This window comes from Paenibacillus sp. MCAF9, assembly GCF_052114265.1.
In the GTDB taxonomy this organism is placed as follows: domain Bacteria; phylum Bacillota; class Bacilli; order Paenibacillales; family Paenibacillaceae; genus Pristimantibacillus.
Genome location: NZ_JBFREL010000008.1, coordinates 136,124 through 157,707, shown reverse-complemented (window position 1 = coordinate 157,707; position 21,584 = coordinate 136,124). Strand labels below are relative to the sequence as shown.

The 21,584-nt window shown below is 44.0% G+C and carries 14 protein-coding genes and 1 pseudogene; 12 read left to right on the top strand and 3 right to left on the bottom strand.

The annotated features are described in order from the left end of the window. Positions 1 to 9 precede the first annotated feature (9 nt). From AB4Z45_RS16205 to AB4Z45_RS16195, 3 genes are all read left to right on the top strand, one after another. Positions 10 to 1,671, top strand: coding sequence for a DUF4091 domain-containing protein (locus AB4Z45_RS16205; protein ID WP_441910355.1), 1,662 nt, complete (start codon positions 10 to 12; stop codon positions 1,669 to 1,671). 31 nt (positions 1,672 to 1,702) lie between these two features. After that, the gene (locus AB4Z45_RS16200) at positions 1,703 to 3,454 is read left to right on the top strand and encodes a beta-galactosidase (protein WP_441910354.1); all 1,752 of its coding nucleotides are present in this window, start codon (positions 1,703 to 1,705) and stop codon (positions 3,452 to 3,454) included. 120 nt (positions 3,455 to 3,574) lie between these two features. Beyond that, positions 3,575 to 3,859, top strand: coding sequence for a ChbG/HpnK family deacetylase (locus AB4Z45_RS16195; protein WP_441910394.1), 285 nt, complete (start codon positions 3,575 to 3,577; stop codon positions 3,857 to 3,859). Between the two features lie 289 nt (positions 3,860 to 4,148). Here AB4Z45_RS16195 and AB4Z45_RS16190 read toward each other — a convergent pair whose 3' ends face one another. Both AB4Z45_RS16190 and AB4Z45_RS16185 read right to left on the bottom strand, forming a co-directional pair. After that, complete coding sequence (locus AB4Z45_RS16190) at positions 4,149 to 5,867, bottom strand: alpha-keto acid decarboxylase family protein (protein WP_441910353.1); 1,719 nt, start codon at positions 5,865 to 5,867, stop codon at positions 4,149 to 4,151. 413 nt (positions 5,868 to 6,280) lie between these two features. Next, positions 6,281 to 6,763 (bottom strand): CcdC family protein, encoded by a 483-nt coding sequence (locus AB4Z45_RS16185; protein ID WP_441910352.1) that lies wholly within the window; start codon positions 6,761 to 6,763, stop codon positions 6,281 to 6,283. 306 nt (positions 6,764 to 7,069) lie between these two features. Between AB4Z45_RS16185 and AB4Z45_RS16180 the strand changes: the two genes are divergently transcribed. Together AB4Z45_RS16180 and AB4Z45_RS16175 are read left to right on the top strand one after the other, a co-directional pair. Beyond that, positions 7,070 to 7,420 carry a hypothetical protein gene (locus AB4Z45_RS16180; protein ID WP_441910351.1) on the top strand — a complete coding sequence of 117 codons (351 nt, stop codon included), beginning with the start codon at positions 7,070 to 7,072 and terminating at the stop codon, positions 7,418 to 7,420. Positions 7,421 to 7,696: 276 nt separating this feature from the next. Continuing rightward, positions 7,697 to 8,359 (top strand): annotated as a pseudogene (locus tag AB4Z45_RS16175) (ABC transporter substrate-binding protein); the annotation flags it as partial. A gap of 186 nt (positions 8,360 to 8,545) precedes the next feature. Here the strand turns inward: AB4Z45_RS16175 and AB4Z45_RS16170 are convergent. Then, the gene (locus AB4Z45_RS16170; protein ID WP_441910350.1) at positions 8,546 to 9,148 is read right to left on the bottom strand and encodes a TetR/AcrR family transcriptional regulator; all 603 of its coding nucleotides are present in this window, start codon (positions 9,146 to 9,148) and stop codon (positions 8,546 to 8,548) included. A gap of 304 nt (positions 9,149 to 9,452) precedes the next feature. Here AB4Z45_RS16170 and AB4Z45_RS16165 point away from each other — a divergent pair, with 304 nt between their 5' ends. The 7 genes from AB4Z45_RS16165 (at position 9,453) to AB4Z45_RS16135 (ending at position 21,494) form a co-directional block, all read left to right on the top strand. Further along, on the top strand, positions 9,453 to 10,898 hold the full coding sequence (locus AB4Z45_RS16165) for a 4-hydroxyphenylacetate 3-hydroxylase family protein (protein WP_441910349.1): 1,446 nt from the start codon (positions 9,453 to 9,455) through the stop codon (positions 10,896 to 10,898). A gap of 113 nt (positions 10,899 to 11,011) precedes the next feature. Further along, the gene (gene ssuD / locus AB4Z45_RS16160; protein ID WP_441910348.1) at positions 11,012 to 12,160 is read left to right on the top strand and encodes an FMNH2-dependent alkanesulfonate monooxygenase; all 1,149 of its coding nucleotides are present in this window, start codon (positions 11,012 to 11,014) and stop codon (positions 12,158 to 12,160) included. Between the two features lie 53 nt (positions 12,161 to 12,213). Further along, positions 12,214 to 12,993, top strand: a complete 780-nt coding sequence (locus tag AB4Z45_RS16155; RefSeq protein ID WP_441910347.1) for an ATP-binding cassette domain-containing protein — start codon at positions 12,214 to 12,216, stop codon at positions 12,991 to 12,993. A gap of 12 nt (positions 12,994 to 13,005) precedes the next feature. Beyond that, positions 13,006 to 14,004: an aliphatic sulfonate ABC transporter substrate-binding protein gene (locus AB4Z45_RS16150; RefSeq protein WP_441910346.1), complete on the top strand. Its 999-nt coding sequence runs from the start codon at positions 13,006 to 13,008 to the stop codon at positions 14,002 to 14,004. A gap of 15 nt (positions 14,005 to 14,019) precedes the next feature. Then, positions 14,020 to 14,820 carry an ABC transporter permease gene (locus AB4Z45_RS16145; RefSeq protein WP_441910345.1) on the top strand — a complete coding sequence of 267 codons (801 nt, stop codon included), beginning with the start codon at positions 14,020 to 14,022 and terminating at the stop codon, positions 14,818 to 14,820. Positions 14,821 to 14,967: 147 nt separating this feature from the next. Continuing rightward, a complete protein-coding gene (locus tag AB4Z45_RS16140) occupies positions 14,968 to 15,546 on the top strand; it encodes a TIGR00730 family Rossman fold protein (protein WP_441910344.1) in 579 nt (192 codons plus the stop codon). 506 nt (positions 15,547 to 16,052) lie between these two features. Further along, the gene (locus tag AB4Z45_RS16135; RefSeq protein WP_441910343.1) at positions 16,053 to 21,494 is read left to right on the top strand and encodes a glycosyl hydrolase family 8; all 5,442 of its coding nucleotides are present in this window, start codon (positions 16,053 to 16,055) and stop codon (positions 21,492 to 21,494) included. Positions 21,495 to 21,584: the final 90 nt, after the last annotated feature.

Genomic DNA, 21,584 nt, shown 5'->3' with positions numbered 1-21,584 from the left:
GCAAGATGTATGAATAATCCAGTTCAATTTGAGACGAAACTACTAAGCTCGTTGACAAAAGTATTCGCAGATGAGACGCCAACCGAACAAGCCTTTCAAAGCGCTTCTGCGCTTTTCGGCGAGACCTATTCCTTCCAAGTCGCATACACCTCAGATACGCTCTTAAAAAATATAAATGTAAACATCGACTCCGACCTTGCAGACCGTATTTTGATTAGATCTGTTGGTCTGGCTCCTTCGGAGATGCCATGTTTTCAAAATCCAGATGATAACGTCCTGCGCACGACACCGGGACTATATCCAGATCCATTATATGAGCTGAATCAACAATCCATTAATGCAGTACCTGAGCAGTGGCGTTCCATTTGGGTGAGCGTGGAGCTTGATGAATCTGTCGCTGCGGGTGTTCATTCCATTCAATTCTCCTTCCAATCAGAGGAAGGGGAGTCCTTAGCGGTATCCGATACATTTCAATTGACAGTCATCCCTGCGGCATTGCCCACGCAGCAGTTAATTCACACGGAATGGTTTCATGTGGATTGTATTGCAACGCAGTATGGTGTCGAAGTTTTTAGTGAAGCGCATTGGAAGCTTCTGGAACGTTATGTGGACGCAATGGTCAAGCATGGCATGAACATGGTATTGACACCACTTTTTACACCGCCGCTCGATACCTTTGTTGGAGGAGAACGTCCAACTGTCCAATTGGTGAAAGTTGACGTGGAGGGAGATACTTATACATTTGGCTTTGATCAGCTTACGCGGTGGGTAACGATGTGCAAGAAGCTGGACGTGAAGTACTTTGAGTTTTCACACTTGTTTACGCAATGGGGAGCAAAGTGCGCTCCAAAGATTATGGGAACGGTACATGGAGAAGAGAAAAAGCTATTCGGCTGGGAGACGGATGCATCCTCTGAAGCTTATCGCAGCTTCTTGGATCAATTCCTGCCGAGCCTTGATCGTTACTTGAAAGAAAATGGACTAGCTCAGCAAAGCTGGTTCCATATTTCGGATGAGCCGGACCTCAGTCAATTGGAATCCTATCAGGCTGCCAGCCAAATCGTGCGTAAGCATTTGTCTGATTATCCTATTATGGACGCGCTGTCTGATTTGGATATGTATGAGCGGGGCCTAGTGCAAAGACCGATTCCGGGAAACAATCATATCGAACCGTTTCTGGAGTATGGCGTTCCGGATTTATGGACTTATTATTGCTGTGCGCAGCATCAAGAAGTATCCAATCGTTTTTTTAACATGCCTTCCTCTAGAAACCGGATTATTGGGCTTCAGTTGTATAAGTTTGGATTGAAGGGCTTCCTGCATTGGGGCTTTAATTTCTGGTATTCGCAGTACTCCATCGATCAGAAGCTGGATCCCTATCGGTCAACGGATGCAAAGCTTGCGTTTCCTTCGGGAGATTCCTTCTTGGTTTATCCTGGCGAAGAGGGTCCAATCGAGTCAATTCGCTTGGAAGTTCTCTATGAGGCGATGCAAGACTTGCGCGCACTCGAGCTGCTAGAGCAGAAGATTGGCAAAGAACAGACGATAAAGCTGTTGGAAGAGGGTTTGCAAGAACCATTGACGTTCTCTGTTTATCCAAAAGGCAGTGGGGAATGGCTGTTAGCGGCAAGAGAGAGAATCAATCAGGCTATAGCGAGTCATTATGCTTAATGATTTAACTATTTTATAAGGCGGGAAATAGATGACTACATTTAATTATTCAGGATCTTCATTTTATTATAATGATCAGCCGATACGTCTTCTCTCAGGAGCTTTTCATTATTTTCGAACTGTACCTGAGCATTGGCAAGATCGACTTGCAAAATTAAAAGCATGCGGGCTCAATACCGTGGAAACGTATGTCCCATGGAATCTTCACGAGCCGAAGAAAGGCCAATTTTATTTTGAAGGCATGGCGGATATCGTTCGTTTTATTGAGCTGGCTGGAGAAATCGGGCTGCATGTTATTGTTCGCCCGGCGCCTTATATTTGTGCGGAATGGGAATTTGGCGGATTGCCAGCTTGGCTGCTGGCGGACCCTGATATGCGTCTGCGCTGCTATCATAAGCCGTTTCTAGATCATGTAGATGCTTATTATGATGTGCTGCTTCCGAAATTAAAACCGCTCCTATGCACGAGTGGCGGGCCGATTATCGCGATGCAGGTCGAGAATGAATATGGAAGCTACAGCAATGACAAACGCTACTTAATTCATCAAAAAGAAAGCATGATTGCTCGTGGAATAGACGTTCTGCTATTTACTTCCGATGGACCTGAAGATGCGATGCTGCAAGGCGGTATGATCGATGGTGTTCTGGCAACGGTGAATTTTGGTTCTCGGCCAGCAGAAGCATTCGAGAAGCTTAAGCAATATCAACCGGATGCGCCATCTATGTGTATGGAATATTGGAACGGTTGGTTTGATCATTGGGGGGAGGAGCATCATACCCGTCCCGCTGAGGATGTCGCAAGTGTGCTTGATGAAATGCTTAGTCTGAACGGGTCCGTTAATTTCTATATGTTCCATGGCGGAACAAACTTTGGTTTCTACAACGGAGCGAACGGCCATACGGCGGAAAGCTATGAACCTACGGTGACTAGCTATGATTATGACGCCTTGCTAAATGAATCCGGTGAACCGACCGCTAAATATTATGCGGTGCGCGATATTATCTCCAAATATGTGGATGTACCTGCATGTGAATTGCCAGCTCCGATCGCTAAGAAAGCGTATGGACAAGTGAAAATGACCGAGCAAGCTTCATTAGCGGCTAATTTGGACAACATCTCTGCACCTATTTATACGGCATACCCTGAGACAATGGAAAAGATGGGGCAGGATTACGGATTTATTCATTATCGTACGTTTATTAGCGGACCCCGTCCTAAAGATCAGTTTTTCTTGCAAGACGTGCATGACCGCGCACAAATTTTCCTTAACGGACAGCCGGCTGGTGTTCTGGACCGCGTTCATACCGATGTGAAGATAGAATTTGAAGTGCCTGCTGAAGGAGTAGAGGTCTCTATCCTTGTTGAGAATTTAGGCCGAGTTAATTATGGGCCTTATATGAAAGACCGGAAAGGGATTACCGAAGGGGTACGTTTTGGGCGCCAGTTCTTATCGGATTGGACGACGTACACGTTACCGCTAACGGACTTATCGGGTCTGCAATTCGGGAGCATCACGGAACAAACAGGTCCGAGCTTCTTCCGAGGAACGTTAATTGTGGATGAGCCATGTGATACTTTCCTCAGTCTGGAAGGTTGGACCAAAGGTGTCGTGTTCATCAATGGTTTCAATCTGGGTCGTTATTGGGATATTGGACCGCAGAAGAGATTGTATGTGCCAGGTCCATTATTGAAGCAAGGCGATAATGAGATTATTATCTTTGAATTGCATGAAACGACGGATAGTACCGTTAGCTTCTTGGATCAACCTGATTTAGGCTCTTAAAATAAGACAACTATAACTTGAATTGGATAACCAGTATATATTGAACGGAAATAAATGACTTGGGCAAGAGCGTAGGCACAAATGTGCTTGCGCCCTTATTCATAATTTCAACAGGCTGCCATTACCTCAACTTCAATAATGACTCCCTGCCGAGCAGCCAAAGAAGCTTTAAGCAGGGGGGATATTCAGACTATCGAGCACGCCGGAATTCATTTGACATTATCAAGTTCAGAGCATCAAGGATATAAGGTTGTGTATCATGAGAATCCGCTCCACAGCCTTGTTAATTCAGCTAATGAATTTTTTACAGATATCGCATTTTTAGAGTCCAATGCTGATCTGGATGAGGTTAGGCTTGAAATGCGAGCTCAAATTACTTATGCGATTTCTCAAGGGATTAGATGAACTGAAGCAATTAACAAACTGTTGTATGGAAAGGGAAATTGAATTCCGCTTACTCTGTGATTTGGATATAAAGCAGCTCTTCCTAAAGGAAAACATCAAGCTCATTTCGTGGAAGGACATTCGTGACCTACAACGTTCAATTAATGGGTAACTGCGTATTGCTTAACTGTGATCATTCCATAAATAAAGTTGAAGCCCGATAGCTTGGTTCTAGAGTCTATCGGGCCTCATAATGAGATTATTTACAGTGTTTATGAAGGAAGACGAAGCAAACTAGATGCTGCTTATTCTAGTTTTGGCTGCGTTGTTTCTCCTGCTTTTCCAAGTAATTGCGCATCCGGCGCATATTTTCTGGTGCGTCCATAGGGTCAGCGGCTATCATTTCAATGATACAGAGTCTTTCTGCACATTCCCTCTCCGCTTGGATTATAGCCTGATCAAGCTCTCCATAGGTACGTACTGTCACGGCAAACGCATCGCCTCCAAACACTTCGGCAAGCTTAGTGTATGACCAGCGCGGAATTTCGTTATATTGTTGATTCTCTGTTTTGACATTTAAATATTTCTCGATGGTGTAACCATCGTTGTTCAAGATGAAGATAATAGGCTTGCATTCATAATAGAGCATGGTGCTGATCTCTTGGGCTGTCAACTGCAAGGAGCCGTCACCTGTAAATAACAAGACCCGCCGATCAGGTGCAGCGATATTGGCACCGTATGCGGAAGGTGTGGCATAACCGATCGCCTCCCAGCCACCTTGCGCAATGTATGTTGCATTGTGCGGCAGTCTCACCTGCGCCATCCCGTTGTAAAACGTGCCGGTCTCGGCGACCACAATATCCCCTTCCTTCAGCAACTTCTGAAAACGCGGGTAATAATTGGCCGCAGTTAGTGGGTCTCCGGCACTGCCAGTTATTTGGTCGTATGGGAATGTCGTTTTTTCCGTTAAACCTTGGCCTATGTATCCAATATTCTGCACCGCAAGCAGCATGTCGGCTGCGAACACATTCGGATATTCCGCTTCTGCGACCTTGACCATGTCCGGTTGAATATTGATTGTCACGAGCGGGTTTAGCTTCGCAGTGAAGTTTGCGGTATTATTGTCCGCCCATACCATGCCTACCGCAATGACACAGTCTGCATTTTCGACTGCGGTTTGGACTTCAGAACTTCCAAATGAACCTTCGAACATCCCAATATAATTCGGATGGGTTTCGTCAAATGCCCCTTTGCCGAACATCATTGTTGCAACAGGTACGTTCATCGCGTCGGCTAGCTGCCGAACTGCTGTTACGAGGTCGAAACGCATGGTTTTGACATCAACCAAAATGACCGGCCGATGGGCACGCCCCAGCAGTTGGCGGGCATATTCCGTTGCTGTCTGAAGAGTTTTCAAATTGGACATTGGACGCTGGGGTACCGGCTCACTTCGTGTCATGATCGGCATGGTCACTAAATCATCAGCCACAACGAGGTACACTGGCTTTTTCTTTTCCTTCGCAATACGAATGGCGGCAGGAATTTCAATCTCAGCGTTTTCCGGTGTCAGTACTGCAGTATAAGCCGTAATCTGCTTGTACACTTTGTGGAAGACGTCAAAATTCCCATCCATTAGAGTGTGATGCATCAGCTTATGCTCCTTTTGATCCTTATCGGGAGGCGCACCTACGATATGAATTAGCGGCACATGCTCGCTGTTAGCTCCCGCTATCGCATTGCAAGCACTAAGCTCTCCGACTCCGAAAGTCGTAATAAGAGCGGATATGCCTTTAACTCTTGCATAACCATCCGCCGCATAACCTGAGTTTAATTCGTTCCGTCCACTCATAAACCGGATGCCTTTATAGCGCTCCAGCGTATCCAATAGTGTAAAGTTATAGTCTCCAGCAACGCCAAAAATTTCGGTAATGCCCTCCAGCTGTAGACAATCGAACAAGTACTGGCCTACTGTTTTTTGAGTCGTGCCAGTTTGCAGGTTAGCGCTGCCCGCCGCTGTCATCGTTTTCATTTTCCGCTCACTCCCAGTTCTTATCAGTCTGATCCTGTATAAGATTCCCATTTCATTGGACTGGTTATTCACTAAGGGTTTGTTCTCGTATGCAGTGTGCATGTTGTAGCATGTTGTGTGATTGGTTTGGGCGTGAACCGATAGTATGGTGTAAATAAGCGCAGAAGTGCACTTGTTTTTAACGAATGAGATGGAAATGATGAAAATAGGAGTACAAATGCATCTAGTTGAGCAGATTTGAGAAGGAGTTGGTTAAATAAGTGCATTTATGCGCTTATATGAAGCCGCTGCTGACAGATGTGCTCATTTAGAGAGCATGCTTTCAATCAGCTATTGTATTAAGAGATATCATCTTAGTATTCAGGTGATATTCTGCGATTGAGAGTTTAGGTGTAAGAATAGGCAGCCGAACTTTAGTTAATTTTAGACAAATGCAATTGGTTGGCCACACGCCGAAATTTGATAAACGAAAAAACTCTCCACGGAATGATATAACCGAAAGCTACTAGCATGAATAAAGCTGTTTTGCCTTGAGGATCCAAGTCGGACAATTCTTGACGCAGAGCAAACCGTATGAACACAATACCTATGAAAGCTGCGATAAATCCCCAGTTTTTTTTGGAATAAATCAAATTGTCTTCTCTCACTTCATAATTAGTCGTCCAAATCAATGGGATGGAAAAGATAACGCCAAGCCCGAAGGCTATTCCAAATGCCCAAGCCGGCTCATTCACGTTCGGGTTGAAAATTAAAGAAAGGCCAGGGATTATGAATAACAGAGGAATCAGCAATCGAATCCCGTTCCCCCGTATTGGACGGTACATGCTTCTCGTCCTTCTCCACAAAACTAAAACGGCTATAAAAGCGATCATCATATAAAAAGTGTTTCCGTTCATTTTCTCGCTCACCTCATCGATTTGATACTTTTATCTTAAGTGTTTTGGCATGCCTTATTTAGTGATAAAGGTAATTTTCTTGATATGACGATAGTCATTTTATGKGGGAGCCATTTGGAGTATATTTCTTAACTCAGCGTGTGATGGTGTTTTATGGCTGTTTCTGGCTATTTTTCATCATCAGAAGTAAAATCATTGCGAGAGAGCTAAACTACTGGATAAAGCGAAATTCCGATAGAAATCTCGGTTGAGAATGGGTGATCGATCGGTAACAGTAAGATAAGCGAGGGGCTGATTGGATAAACGATGAAAAAATCTGTTGAATTAATCTCTGTTTTTTATCAGCTGCATAATAAGTTTCCATATTTACATTCGTATCATTATTCTCGCAACTTTAATGAAAACGGCAGTATAGAGCAAAGCTTCAAGATTATTTTATGTGACTATCCTTATTACGAGGATGATAAAAAGTTAGCTATAACTTTTTCTAACGTAATCGATTTGAAAATAGGGAATACCGGAGGCATTGTTGGATTATTTATTGACATTGCAGATATATCAAATTACCAATGGGAAGGTATGAAATATAAGGTTAAAGAAGAAGAGGAAGAAACTTTTACGTTTTATTGTAAATCATTTGAATTTGAAGTTTTTTAGAAACATAATTTCGAATGTCCTAAGTATCTCAGCCTAAAATTACAAACAAGCTGACACCGCTTCACCGGGGTCAGCTTGTTTTCATTTCTTTTAACTGTTACTTTGCCTTTTCTGTTAGCATTTTCACGGCACGAATCATTAATCTGCCGTAAATGTTAAGTCTATCAATGAGTCTATTATTACAGGTTAAGGAGAACAATGTAAGGTTATAAAAAATTGTTTTTCAAGATGAATTAATTTTTGAATCAGTTTTAGTCTGGCAGCTCAGATACGAATCAGAATCTGGAGCAGATTCTGGAATCAAAGCCGGATCTAATCCTGCTTCAACAGTATTTTACCGATCAGGCGGGATACGATGAACTTAGTAAAATTGCTCCAACGCTTCCTTTTACTCCGGATGATTGGAAAACCAATATAACTGAAATCGGAAAAATATTGGGGCTGGAGGAAAAATCAGAGGCGGTAATTCAGGCGTATGAGGATAAAATAAATGAAGCTAAAGCAACGATATCTTCTGCTGTTGGAGCGGACAACAAGGTAGTCTTTATTCGTCCATCAGTCAAGGATCTGCAGGTGTTTTTCCCTAGCTTTAACAAACTGATCTATGAGCAATTGGGTTTAGTTCCTGACACGAGTATTGCAGCGTTTCAGAAGGAATCATCCGATAATTGGGGAATGAATACGTCGCTGGAGAAGCTGCCTACGATTACGGCAGATTACATATTTGCCATTTATGGTGGATCGATCGACACAGCGGAGGATTTCGCGAAAGAGGAAGCTGCTTCAGCGGAAGTTGAGAAGCTTAGTGTTTGGAAGTCGATGCCTGCTGTCAAGGAAAATCATGTGTTCAAAGTATCGGCTAGACATTGGATGTCTTCGGGACCAATTGCTGAGGGCAGAGCCATTGACGATGTAGTGGCTGCGGTTACGAATAAATAATAAAATGAGTTCCTCGAATCAAAGGTCGCTTAACTGAAGCGGCCTTTGATTTTGTTCAATTACATGACGTTATTATCCGCTGAACCATCATGTATTAGAGTTACTCTACGCTTTTCCTCATATCCATGAATCTTATTCCTTGTCTGGAGCTTCCTGCTATTCTAGTTTCCAGTTTGACCCCTGGTTCTACAACCCCATAGCTTTATCCGTGCCGAGCATGCTAATTCTTGTCAGCTGAAGAGCCATGTAATTAGCGCTGTATTTCACTCCGTTGTCATACCACTTCTCTACTACCCCAATAATAGAAGAGCAGAGATAATCCAAAAGAACGTCCATGGGAATAAGCATCTTTTGTTCGAGCTTGAAATGGGAGATGATAATGAACTGGCTTTCTCTAATAACCTCCAGCATACGGCTTCGAACTGCATTATCCTCAATTCGCTTGAACATAATCGTGTAAAATCCTGCATGAGTTTGAAGATGATCGAACAACGTGACGAAATAAGGATGAGGACTGTCTATCGTATTAGAAAGTACGGAATGGCTTACTCTAGAGGCTTCAAGCTCTTCGGATAGCAAGGTTAGCTTCTCTTCAATAACGGCATGAAGGAGATCGAATTTATCTTTGTAATGGGCATAAAAGGTTGATCGATTAATTTCGGCATGTTCCGTTAAATCGGCTACAGAAATATCAGGAAATCCTTTTACTCTTAGAAGGGAAACGAAAGCTTCCGTTATGACCTTCCGTGAGCGGATAATTCTACGGTCTTCTTTCGATGGCTGCAGCATGTTTTTAACCTCCTTCAGATAACAAACAAAATGGTCATATATGTTGTTTAACCAACAAATAGAAGTCCATGTTTAAGCGAGCAATTTCCATGAATTTAATTCATACCAGTAATAAAAAGGTGGAATAGATATATTCTATTGTTGTTTGTTTTTGAGTAATCAAACATAGATCGTTGTTTTGTTGTTTAAAGGACATAAGAACTAAAATTGATGGTTGAAAACATTGAAGAAATTGGATAATATCACAACATGAATAAAAACATAGTATTCTTATCGGAAAAAGAAGTCAAGGAGAATCCGTTCAATGACAACGAGAGGTGAAAAGTTTCTAAAAAGCCTTAAGGATGGTCGGAAGATTTGGCTTGAAGGCCAAGCGGTGGATGATTTGCCCACACACCCCGCATTTCAAGGCACGCTCAAAACCATCACAGGACTATTTGATTTGCTGGATGATCCGCATCGCAGAGATGAAGTTGGATACTTGCAGCCATCATTAGGCCGATATGTTCACAGTTCGTTTCTAGTCCCTTATTCGAAGGAAGATATTTTAACAAGAAGCAAAGCTTTTACCTGTTGGGCGAAAGAAACAAATGGCATTATGAGCCGTTTATCCGATTACGGAAGGTCCATGATTACGGGATGGTACGCGGATAGAGCGGAAATCAGCAAGAGGGATTCGGGATTCCAAGCGAAGATCGAGAAGTATTACGAATCGGCCAGAGATAACGACTTGTTCCTTACGACGGCTATACTGGACCCGCAGATCGATCGTTCCCGTGAACTGAGCGATGAGCGTATTTCAGAAAGATTCCTTCATGTTGTGAAGGAAACGAGCGAAGGCATTATTGTGCGCGGAGCGAAAATGATTGCGACAGGAGCGCCGTATACTCACGATTTCATTATTTTCTCCTTTTTGCAGCTGAAGAAGGAGAACAAGGAGCATTCGCATGTACTCATTGTTCCGGCAAATTCGAAAGGGCTGCATATTGTTTGCCGGGAATCGTTCGCAGATTCGAGAGAAAAGGAACATATTTTGAGCTCCCGATATGAGGAAATGGACGCCGTGCTGTTTTTCGACGATGTTCTGATTCCGTGGGAACGCGTATTGCTTTATGGCGACTCAGAATCTGTATTGAGTCTGCGGAACAACAAAACGGCGAATTCGCTCGCTTTCCATCAAACGGTTGTGAGGTCCGTCGCAAAGCTTGAATTCGTAACAGGACTTGCTTTCGCAATATCGGAATCCATTGGGGTAACTGGCTTTCTACACATTCAGGAGAAGCTTGGCGAGCTGCTAACGCAAGTCGATACGATGCGCGCGCTGGTGATCGCTTCTGAGACAAAGTCTGCGCAAAATGCTTCGGGAGTTTGGTTGCCTGAGATTTCCTTCATCGATACGGCAAGGAATATTGGAACGAAGATTTATCCGAGAGCGATTGAGATTCTGCAGCAAGTCGGAGGAGGAGGGTTCGTTCAAACCCCGTCCAGTATGGAAGACTTCTATGGTCCGATCTCCAAATTCATGCATCTGTATTTCGAAGGCGCCTCTGTCAGCTCGGAGAAAAAGGTAAAGCTGTTCAAGCTGGCATGGGATTTAATCGGCAGTCCGCTCGGCTCGCGCCATGAATTGTATGAACGTTTCTACGCAGGCGATCCCGTTCGCTCGTACGCGAATCAGTATTTGAACACAAATAAAAGCAGTTATATCGATCCGATTTGGAAGCTATTACAGGAAACGAGCAAGGGATAGATGATCAAGATGATCAACCTATATCAAAATACAAGCCGATTAGACCACTAAAGGCACCTTTCTCCAGCTACATGGGACAGGTGTCTTTTCTATTTGAGAGGAGATTGAATATTTTGGAAGTTTTCTGGTTTATTCCCACACACGGCGACGGACATTTTCTAGGCACTAGCGAAGGTGCTAGAGCGGTTAACTACGCATACACCAAACAAATCGCTCAAGCAGCTGATGAGCTGGGTTTTGGCGGCGTACTTCTTCCGACGGGCCGCTCATGCGAGGATGCATGGGTTGTCGCTTCAACGTTAGTTCCTGCTACGGAGAAGCTGAAGTTTTTAGTTGCTGTAAGACCGGGCTTGATGTCTCCTACTTTGGCGGCAAGAATGGCGGCAACGTTGGATCGCTTCTCCAATGGGCGGCTGCTTATCAACGTTGTGACCGGCGGCGATAAGGCCGAGCTTGAAGGAGACGGTGTTTTCCTAGATCACTCCGACCGCTACGGTTTAACTGGTGAGTTTCTCGAAGTATGGAAACGAGTGCTGCAAGGAGAAGAAGTGGATTTAGAGGGAGACCATCTTAGCGTAAAGGGCGGGAGAGTGCTTTATCCTCCTCTTCAAGCTCCTTATCCGCCACTTTATTTTGGGGGATCTTCGGATGCCGCAATGGAGATAGCAGCTGACCACATCGATGTTTATCTGACATGGGGCGAGCCTCTGGAGCAGGTTGCTGAGAAAATGACCAAAATGAAGCGACTAGCGGAGGCTGCCGGAAGAACGATCAAGTTCGGAATAAGGCTGCATGTTATCGTACGCAGAACAGAAGCAGAAGCATGGCAAGCGGCTGATGAGCTTATTTCACATGTCGATGATGAAACCATTGCGAGGGCTCAGTCCTCTTTTGCCAAGATGGATTCGGAGGGACAACGCCGGATGGCTGAGCTGCATGGAGGGGATCGAAGCAAGCTTGTGGTAAGTCCTAACCTATGGGCTGGGGTCGGATTGGTTCGCGGTGGAGCAGGCACTGCGCTTGTAGGAGATCCCGATCAGGTAGCCGCTCGCATGCTGGAGTATCAAGAGCTCGGCATTGAAACCTTCATTCTATCTGGATACCCTCACTTGGAGGAGGCATACCGGGTCGCGGAATTGTTGTTTCCGAAGCTTCCTTTGCAAAAGAAGGAGCAGGTGGATCAACCGCTCTTCATAAGTCCATTCGGCGAAATGATTGCCAATCAGATTATTCCGAAGAGTACAACGACCTCCTCGCGCTAAGCATGACCGCTCTTTCGAATCTGGAGAAAAGAGAATATCAAGGAGGGTAGAGCGTGGAACAAACTACTTTAGGCAGCCATCTGCAAATCAAGAAAACGGCTAAGCGGTACGGAAATAAGCAGGTTCTACAAGAGGTGGAGCTTGAAGGAAAACCGGGGGAATTCATTGCCATCGTAGGAAGGAGCGGCTGCGGGAAAAGCACTTTGCTTCGATTGGTGGCGGGTCTTGAGAAGGCATCAGAAGGCGGCGTATATATCGACAGCGAGGAAATTGGGTTTATTCACCCGGATACTCGGGTTCTGTTCCAGGATGCTAGACTGCTCCCATGGAAAAGTGTACTGGAAAACGTCAGAGTCGGCGTTAAGGACGGAGTCATTCAGAAAGCGGAGAAAGCGCTCGAACAAGTGGGGCTAAGCAGTCGCGCATCCGAGTGGCCCGGCGTGTTGTCCGGTGGGCAGCGCCAAAGGGTGGCGCTGGCCCGCGCCTTAGCAGGGAATCCCAAGCTGCTGCTGCTTGACGAGCCGCTTGGCGCGCTGGATGCCTTAACTAGAATCGAAATGCAGCAATTAATAGAGCGATTATGGACGGAGCAGAAATTTACGGCACTGCTGGTCACTCATGACGTTGCGGAAGCGGTGCAATTGGCGGATAGGGTTATTCTCATTGAGCACGGGAAGATCGCATTCGACGTTAGGATTACGTTGTCGCGACCGAGAGAGCATGACAGCGGATTCGCCTATTACGAGAAATTAATTCTTGATCGTATTCTGACTAAAGAGAAACCCGAATCGCCAAACGGAAATACCGGTAAAAACGATAACTATACCATTTAAGGGGATATGAGCATGAGAATAGGAAAAGGCAAGCAAATCGCCTTCGCGATTGTTATGGTTTTGGTCATATTACAGTTGGCGGGCTGCGGCAACGGCACGTCGAAGGAAGCATCATCAAGCGTTACGAAGCTTAAGCTGGATTATGCTTATTATAATCCGGTTAGCCTTGTGCTGAAGGAGAAAGGTTTTTTGGAGGAGGCGCTTAAAGCAGATGGCATTCAGGTGGAATGGGTACTTAGCGCGGGAAGCAATAAGGCATTGGAGTATTTGAATAGCAAAAGCATAGATTTCGGCTCTACGGCAGGCGCCGCGGCATTATTAGGCAAAGCAAACGGAAATCCCATTAAGTCGATTTACGTTTATTCTACGCCGGAGTGGACAGCTCTTGTCACAAAAGCTGATTCTACGATTACCAAGGCTCAGGACTTGAAAGGCAAGAAAATCGCGGTTACCAAGGGGACGGACCCGTATATTTTCCTGCTGCGCATTCTGGATCAAGCGGGGTTGAGTGAAAAAGATGTAGAGCTCGTTCAACTGCAGCACGCGGATGGAAAAGCAGCTTTGGAAAAAGGTGAAGTCGATGCGTGGGCGGGATTAGATCCGTTTATGGCGCAGACCGAAGTTGAGCAGGGCTCCAAGCTCGTTATCCGCGACGCTTCCTTGAATACTTATGGGGTGCTTAACGTAAGAGAGTCGTTCGCGAGCGATAACCCGGAGTTGACGGAAAAAGTGATTGAAGCTTATGAACAGGCACGGAAATGGGCCAGCGGCAATGTAGAGGAATTCAAAAAAATCGTAAGCGAGCAATCCAAGCAGACGCTGCCAGTCGTAGAAAAGGTGATCGAAAGAACCGATCTTTCTAATCCTATTATCGGCGATACACAGAAGAAAGCCCTTAATGCAGCGGGTAGCGTCTTATTGAAGAGTGGAATTATTCCTGATAATACGGATGTTGCCAAAGTTGTAGATGAACTGATCGATTCGGAATACTTCACAAAGATCGCACAATAAACGGAGGTCATCGATTTGAAATTCACGGACAGTCGCATTTTTCAAATCGCTTTGGGATTCCTAGTTCCTATACTCCTACTCGGTGCATGGCAATATGCTTCCGTTACAGGATATGCAGCTCCCAATTTACTGCCGCCGCTTACCCGGATTTACGGTACCTTCACAGACCTGCTCACATCGGGCGAGCTGGGTGATCATTTATTTATTACATTGTACCGGGTATTCGCTGGTTTTGTTGCAGGTTTGGCAGTCGCGTTGGTACTAGGCATTCTAAACGGATACTTTCGGTTTTTCCGTTATTTGTTTGATCCGATGCTTCAAGCACTCAGAAATATTCCCTCTATGGCATGGGTTCCGCTATTTATTTTGTGGCTCGGTATTTACGAGACGTCGAAGATCACTCTTATTGCCATTGGTGTATTTTTCCCTGTCTATTTGAATTTGCTGACAGGCATTATAAATGTAGATCGCAAGCTGATCGAGGTAGGATGGGTACATGGGTACAAAGGCTTCCGATTAATCTGGCATTTTTTTCTGCCGGCTACGCTGCCTTCCTTGGTCGTTGGCATGAGAAGTGGGCTCAGCATGGGCTGGATGTTCGTCGTAGCAGCGGAAATTATGGGTGCCAGCAAAGGGCTCGGGTTTCTTATGACCGACGGTCAAACGACGGGACGTCCGGCAATTATAATGACAAGCTTAATTTTGTTTGCCATATTCGGCAAGCTAACCGATATGGGGATGGTTTGGATAGGTTCCAAGCTGCTGTATTGGCAAACCGATTTTGGAACAGGGAACGACAAAGCGCGTAATGGATGAGTTCATTGAAGGGCAGCTGAGAGCAGCTGTCCTTTTTTTTAATTTGAGAGGCGGTTTGTGAAATTCAGGATTACTAATTTGATTAATCGTCAATATATAGTATATTAGACTATGGAAATTATCAACATATAGTTTGGAGATGGGTTTATGAAATCAATTTGTATTTTTGCTGGATCAAATTTAGGGGAACATCACGATTATAAAGCGAAAGCTGCTGAGCTTGGTCATTACATGGCTAAAAAAAATTATCGATTAATCTATGGCGGATCTAAAATAGGTTTAATGGGTGAAATCGCTAATGCTGTCATGACTGGTGGCGGTGAAGTGATCGGAGTTATGCCTAAAGGATTGTTTAGAGGAGAAGTGGTGCATAGAGAATTAACTCAGTTAATAGAAGTAGAAAATATGCATGAACGCAAGGCTAAAATGAGTGAACTAGCTGATGGCTTCATTGCTTTGCCTGGCGGTTTTGGGACATATGAGGAGCTTTTCGAGGTTTTGTGCTGGTCACAGATTGGCATACATAAAAAGCCTGTAGGTATTCTAAACATTAGGAATTATTTTGATCCTTTTGTTCAATTGATTAATCATAGCATTAAAGAAGGGTTCTCCAATGATTCACATCTGAGTCTAATCAATGTTTCCAGTGAACCATTAGAACTTTTATATCAATTGGAAAGCTATATTCCTCAAACGCTAGAACAAAAATGGAAGCAGCTTAACTAGATGGAGGCGCCCGCCTTCGAGCCTGCTGTCTGGAAAATGGAAAACCCGATTCAATGAGATCGGGTTTTTTGACTTTTTCCCGGAAATGCAAAGACTAATTAATATGTATTTTAATCATTTTAGGAAGTCTGCACATCTGAAAAGTCATCACTATTCAAATTTACAAATAATTTAAGCGCTTATACTTAAAATAATTAATGAATTCGTTTTTCTTATAGAAACGGGGAGGAAAAGTGTGAAATAAGGAGAAAAATTTGAATTGGACAGGTAAATAGCTCTGAAATTCGTAGAAAAATCCTTGGAAGTGATTGACAGGGCTTTCCTTACAGGATAAACTCTTTTTTGAAGATTAAAGCGTTTAAACTTTTATAGAGCGTAAATTCGAGCTGGAAGAGGGGGTGGAGCCAAGAGTGATTGTGAAAACTAAATATTTATGACAGCGCATTCAAAGAATTGGACTTTTTGATCATTCGTTTTCATTATGGAAAAGAAAAGAGGTTAAGTATATGCATAGCAGAAACAAACGGAAAAAATCATTTCATGTAATGACTTGTATATTATTAACGTTCATCATGTTGACCACCACTTTCTCTAACTTTGTTGCTGCCGCGGATGAACCAGCTGCTGTGAGTAACGGAGCAGAGAAGGTTGCGGAATGGATATTTCCGAATGAAGGGGATAATGGCATCTCCATAGCAACATGCGGTGCTTACGGAGCGGCTTCCTTGTTCCAAAATGTCGGTGGAACGTTTGAATACTATAGCGGGAGCAACAAGGATCTTAGCTATCAAGGCTGGAGCGGTGATTTTAGCCAAAAATATTGGCTTGCTACGATCTCAACTAAAGGCTATAAAAATTTAACCTTGTCATCGGAGCAAACCTCTTCCGGCTCCGGACCGCGTGATTTTAAACTGCAGATGAGTACGGACAGGACAACATGGACGGATGTGCCAAGCGGTGCGGTTAAAATGACTAAAGGAGTATACAGTTGTCCGCCTAACGATGAATGCAAACTGAAAAACGTTGCGATTCCAAGTGAAGCGAATGATCAGGAGCTTCTGTATCTTCGCTGGGTCGTCAGCTCGGGACAGAATACAAATGGCAATAGTGATGGAATTGGAGGCGGAGGCTCCAGCAAAATCAGAAACATTCTGGTTCAAGGGGAGCGTATAGATAACTCGGCCATTCGTGTACCCACTATTGATCTGGTTAAGCTTCCAAAGGACAAGGCTGAAAATGTATCGGTGGATGCGCCGTTGACCGTGAAGTTTAATAAGGCTATTTCTTTAGACACCGCATCTGCTGTAAGCATTGTCGACAATGAGAATAAACCATTAGCCGGTGTTTCACTGGAAGTTGTAGGTGGAAACACGCTTAAGATTAATCATCCTGAGTTTAGTTATGGCAAAACGTATACGATCTCTGTTCCGAAATCATTAATCAAAGGTACAGACGAAGTGACTCAGATTCGTGATTTGGCATGGAGCTTTAGCATACAACAATCGCCTTTCTTGCCGAAAATGATCAATATGACATTTAACGGTGATCCAAAGACGAGTATCGCTCTAGCATGGTATACCGATACGATGACAGACTCTGTCGTTCAAGTTGTTGAGGCTTCGAAAATGTCAGGGGATGTCTTCCCGGCAGATGGAGCGGTCAGCTATAAAGGAACGGCGGAGGAAATTGAAACCTTTATGACAGAAGCTGATCGTGATTCCAAAACATTCACGAAATTCATTAGTCATAAAGCAATCGCAAGAGAGCTGAAACCAGGTACAGCGTATAAATTCCGAGTTGGCAATGGAGAAGAAGGCAGCTGGAGCTCGATTGGTTCATTTACAACGGATACAGCAGCTAACCAACCTTTCCGCTTTATTGCAGGATCGGATTCGCAGGCTTCTAATAAGTCTGATTTTGAACCGTGGGCAGATACGTTTAGGAAAGCAGTCGATTATACTCTCGATCCTAAATTTCTGATCAGTGCGGGCGATTTGGTCGACAATGGAGATTTGGAGGAGCAATGGCAGTGGATGCTGGGCTTAGCACAGGATTCTCTCACAAATGTTCCATATGTACCTGTACTTGGCGGTCATGAAGTGAATGATTATGACGGTGATGTAACGACGCCTAATAATAATTTCTATAATCACTTCAACTTGCCTAAGCAAACGGTAGCGGGTACGGATGAAGGTTCTGTCTATTCCTTCGAGTATGGCGACGCGCTCTTCATGGTATTCAATTCCCAATATGAAGGCGGACTTGCAGCGAATGGGAAAGATGTAGAATGGGCGGATAAAGAGTTCTGGGATCAAGTGAAATGGATGCAAAACACAGTAGCAAAAAGCGATAAGAAATGGAAGTTCGTCACTTTCCATAAAGGACCTTACGGAGCTGGCGACAATTCAGCGCAATGGGAAGATGAGCGGGTTCAATTTTACAAAAAGTATCTCATTCCTGAATTTGACGAAATGGGAATCGATATGGTGTTCGAAGCCCATGATCATATGTATATGAGATCATTCCAAATGTTAAATGATGAGATCATTAAAGATTTTAAAATCGACGAGGAAGGCAATGCCATCGATCCTAAAGGGACAGTCTACCTGATGTCTAATGCGTTCGGAAATAAATTTTACGAAAAAAATAATCAGCATTATATTGATGAAAATGGAGATGCGCAAGAAGTAAAGGATGAGAATGGCAATCCCATTCCTTATGATGATTACTTTGCTGAGATTGACACTCAACCATTCAAGAAAATGTTTACGGATGTGTCTATTTCGGATAAAGTACTTGCTTTTACCGCATTCACAGCAGCTGTTGCAGATGAAAAAGCTGAAAATACAGTTGGCAAGGGATTGAAAGCTTATGATGATTACGGAATCAGAAGAACGGACACGAAGCCGGAGAAGGTAGAGAACGTCAAGGTGAAGGTGGAAGGAGATAAAGCGATTTTGTCTTGGAAGAAGCCTTCTACAGGAACAGAGCCGGTTAGAGGATTTAGAATCTACGAGAAGAACGACAAAGTAGCAGCACACTGGAGCGAATATATTTCAGCAACTGGCAATCAAACGGAATACAGCTTAGAAATTAAAGACATCAATCCTAATAAGAAATATGATTTTATCGTTAAGGCTGTTGGAACGAGAGACAACTCCGCTCCGGTGGAAGTTACAACGATTGAAAATGGTGCCGAGAACGAGCCGCCTTCAGCACCAACAAGCTTAACGGGTAAAGCCGTATCTCCGTATCAGAACGAATTGACTTGGGCGGCATCCTCTGGGAACATCATCGTGGCAGGCTATAATGTGTACCGTGATGGTGTGAAAGTTGGCGCAACATCAAGCTCGAAGCTAACCTATTCCGATACTGGTTTAGCTGCAAACAGCACTTATACGTATGAAGTGAAAGCAGTTAATCGAGAGGGACTCGAATCGCTTGCAAGTAATTCGATAAGCGTGAAGACGAAGCCAGCTGCTGCGGGTGAAGGCCCGCTTAAAGCATTCCCTCAGCATACCGCTTATGCGGACGGCACGATTAAGCCAAATCATATCACGCAAGCTGATATGGATAATACCGTGTCGAGATTATATGACGAGTGGAAAACGAAATATTTGAAAGAGAATCCATATACGTCAGGCCAATATTATGTGTGGTATGCGGATGGAGACTGGTTTGAAGAGAATGAGATTACAGTTTCTGAAGCTCATGGCTACGGAATGCTGATCACCGCTTTAATGGCAGGCCATGATAAAGATGCGAAGAAGTATTTTGACGGCATGTATCGTTATTTCAGAGCACATCCAAGCGAAATTAATCCAGACCTCATGGCTTGGCAGCAAGCTGATAATGGTAAAGCAATTATTGACATTAACGGTGTAGATTCAGCTACAGATGGAGATATGGATATTGCTTATGCACTTCTTCTTGCGAGTGAGCAATGGGGAAATGATGGGGAAATTGATTATTTGGCTCAGGCTCGTAAAGTAATAAAAGCCATTATGGATAGTGAAGTCAACCAAAAGGATTGGGTATTAAGAATTGCCGATTGGGCAACTAGCGGCGAGTATGAGAATGCTACCCGTCCTTCGGATTTCATGCTGCAGCATATGAAGGATTTTGCTGTTGTTTCCGGCGATGGCCGTTGGAATCAGGTAGTCGACAAAACCTATAACGTGATGGAAAGCCTTTATAAAAATTTCAGTCCGAACGCTGGTCTGCTCCCAGACTTTGTCGTGAAGGATACTGACAGCGGAAGCTTTATACCTGCACCGCCTTTCTTCCTAGAATCAGATACGGACGGCGATTATAGCTACAACTCATCCCGCACCCCATGGCGCATAGGCACAGACTATCTCATTACAGGGGAAAAACGTGCAAAAGATCAGTTAAGTACATTAAATGAGTGGATTCGTAAAAAGACGGATAACGATCCACAAAATATTTTAGCAGGCTATAAATTGGATGGCTCGGAAGCGATAGCTGATTATCAAGATATCACCTTCTCAGCTCCGCTAATGGTTAGTGCAATGATCGATTCATCCAATCAAGAATGGCTAAATAAGCTATGGGATCATAATACGGCTGTTAAAACGGAAGATGATTTATATTTTGGAAATAATCTCCGTTTGCTCAGCATGATTGTCGTATCCGGCAACTGGTGGACACCAACTATCGTTGATACGGATGCGCCTACTGATCCATCGAATTTAAAAGCAGAAGCGGTTTCCAGCACTCAAATTAATTTGACATGGTCTGCTTCTACTGACAATTTGGGAGTAGCAGGCTACAAGGTTTTCCGCAATGGTATTGAGCTGGCAACAACAACAAGTACATCTTATAGTGATACAGGGTTAAGCTCGGAAACAGCATACCAGTATTATGTCATCGCATTCGATCATGCGAATAATTTCTCCAAGGCAAGCAATGCAAGAAATATTACGACACCTAAAGCGCCAACTGGCGGTAATTCAGGCGGCGGTACTGGTATAACAGAGATTGTATCTACGAATGGAAAAGCAACAATACCGGCTGGTTACTCAGCAAAGGTGAGTTTAGGTGAGAAAATTAAAGTCACGATCCCAACTGGAGCAACAGCTCAGGAAATGATGTTGACCATTGAAGAGCTGCTGGATATGGCTAAGCTTTTCACAAAAGACGATATTCCTCTCAGCTCAGTTTTTGAAGTGTTGAAAAATAGTTCGGGTAAATTCAGCAAAAAGGTTACACTCGTCTTTGAATTTAATTCATCGTTGCTTAAAGAGAATCAAACGGCAGCTGTATTCTACTTCGATGAGACAAGCAAGAAATGGGTATCTATCGGAGGCAAGATAAACGGTAATAAAATTGAAGTTGAAGTGGATCACTTTACGAAATTTGCTGTTTTGGCAATAAATAAAAATCAACTGAGCTTCAAGGATATTGATGGTCACTGGGCACAGCTGAATATCCAAAAGGCAGTGGCAGAAGGCTTTGTAAATGGTTATTCAGACGGCACATTTAAGCCGAATATTTCGGTAACACGTGCGGAGTTTGCAGTGATGATGATGCAAATGCTGAAGCCGCAAACAAGCGGAAGCGAACTGCAATTTAAAGATAAGTCTGCTATTGGCGCGTGGGCGGTTAAGGCAGTAGCTCAGGCTGTTGAGGCGGGTATTCTTACAGGTTATGAGGATGGCAGCTTCCGTCCAAATGCAAGCATATCAAGAGCCGAGATGGTTGCTATGATCGCAAAAGTTACTGGCCTTGATGCAGAGGCAACCGGTAAAACAGGCTTTGCTGATGACAGTGCTATACCTGCATGGGCTAAGAAGGCTGCGGAAACGGCGAAGAAGCAAGGAATTGTACAAGGACGCAGCGGTAATAAATTTGAGCCAGCTGGCGTTGCTACCCGTGCTGAAGCGGTTACTGTGCTGCTGAAATTGAAAGAAGTTATGGGGAAATAATATCTGAGCTTTACCGTCATTTATACTTTGCAACGGAGCCGCCTTTTGAGGCGGCTCCGTTTTATTAAACAAACCTCCGATTTGTCTTCT

Excerpts from the sequence above, each read along its gene's own strand:
- AB4Z45_RS16205 (WP_441910355.1), top strand. The coding sequence starts at position 10 with ATGAATAATCCAGTTCAATTTGAGACGAAACTACTAAGCTCGTTGACA.
- AB4Z45_RS16185 (WP_441910352.1), bottom strand. The coding sequence starts at position 6,763 with ATGAACGGAAACACTTTTTATATGATGATCGCTTTTATAGCCGTTTTA.
- AB4Z45_RS16150 (WP_441910346.1), top strand. The coding sequence starts at position 13,006 with ATGAGAATAGGAAAAGGCAAGCAAATCGCCTTCGCGATTGTTATGGTT.
- AB4Z45_RS16200 (WP_441910354.1), top strand. The coding sequence starts at position 1,703 with ATGACTACATTTAATTATTCAGGATCTTCATTTTATTATAATGATCAG.
- AB4Z45_RS16165 (WP_441910349.1), top strand. The coding sequence starts at position 9,453 with ATGACAACGAGAGGTGAAAAGTTTCTAAAAAGCCTTAAGGATGGTCGG.
- AB4Z45_RS16190 (WP_441910353.1), bottom strand. The coding sequence starts at position 5,867 with ATGAAAACGATGACAGCGGCGGGCAGCGCTAACCTGCAAACTGGCACG.
- AB4Z45_RS16180 (WP_441910351.1), top strand. The coding sequence starts at position 7,070 with ATGAAAAAATCTGTTGAATTAATCTCTGTTTTTTATCAGCTGCATAAT.
- AB4Z45_RS16140 (WP_441910344.1), top strand. The coding sequence starts at position 14,968 with ATGAAATCAATTTGTATTTTTGCTGGATCAAATTTAGGGGAACATCAC.
- AB4Z45_RS16170 (WP_441910350.1), bottom strand. The coding sequence starts at position 9,148 with ATGCTGCAGCCATCGAAAGAAGACCGTAGAATTATCCGCTCACGGAAG.
- AB4Z45_RS16135 (WP_441910343.1), top strand. The coding sequence starts at position 16,053 with ATGCATAGCAGAAACAAACGGAAAAAATCATTTCATGTAATGACTTGT.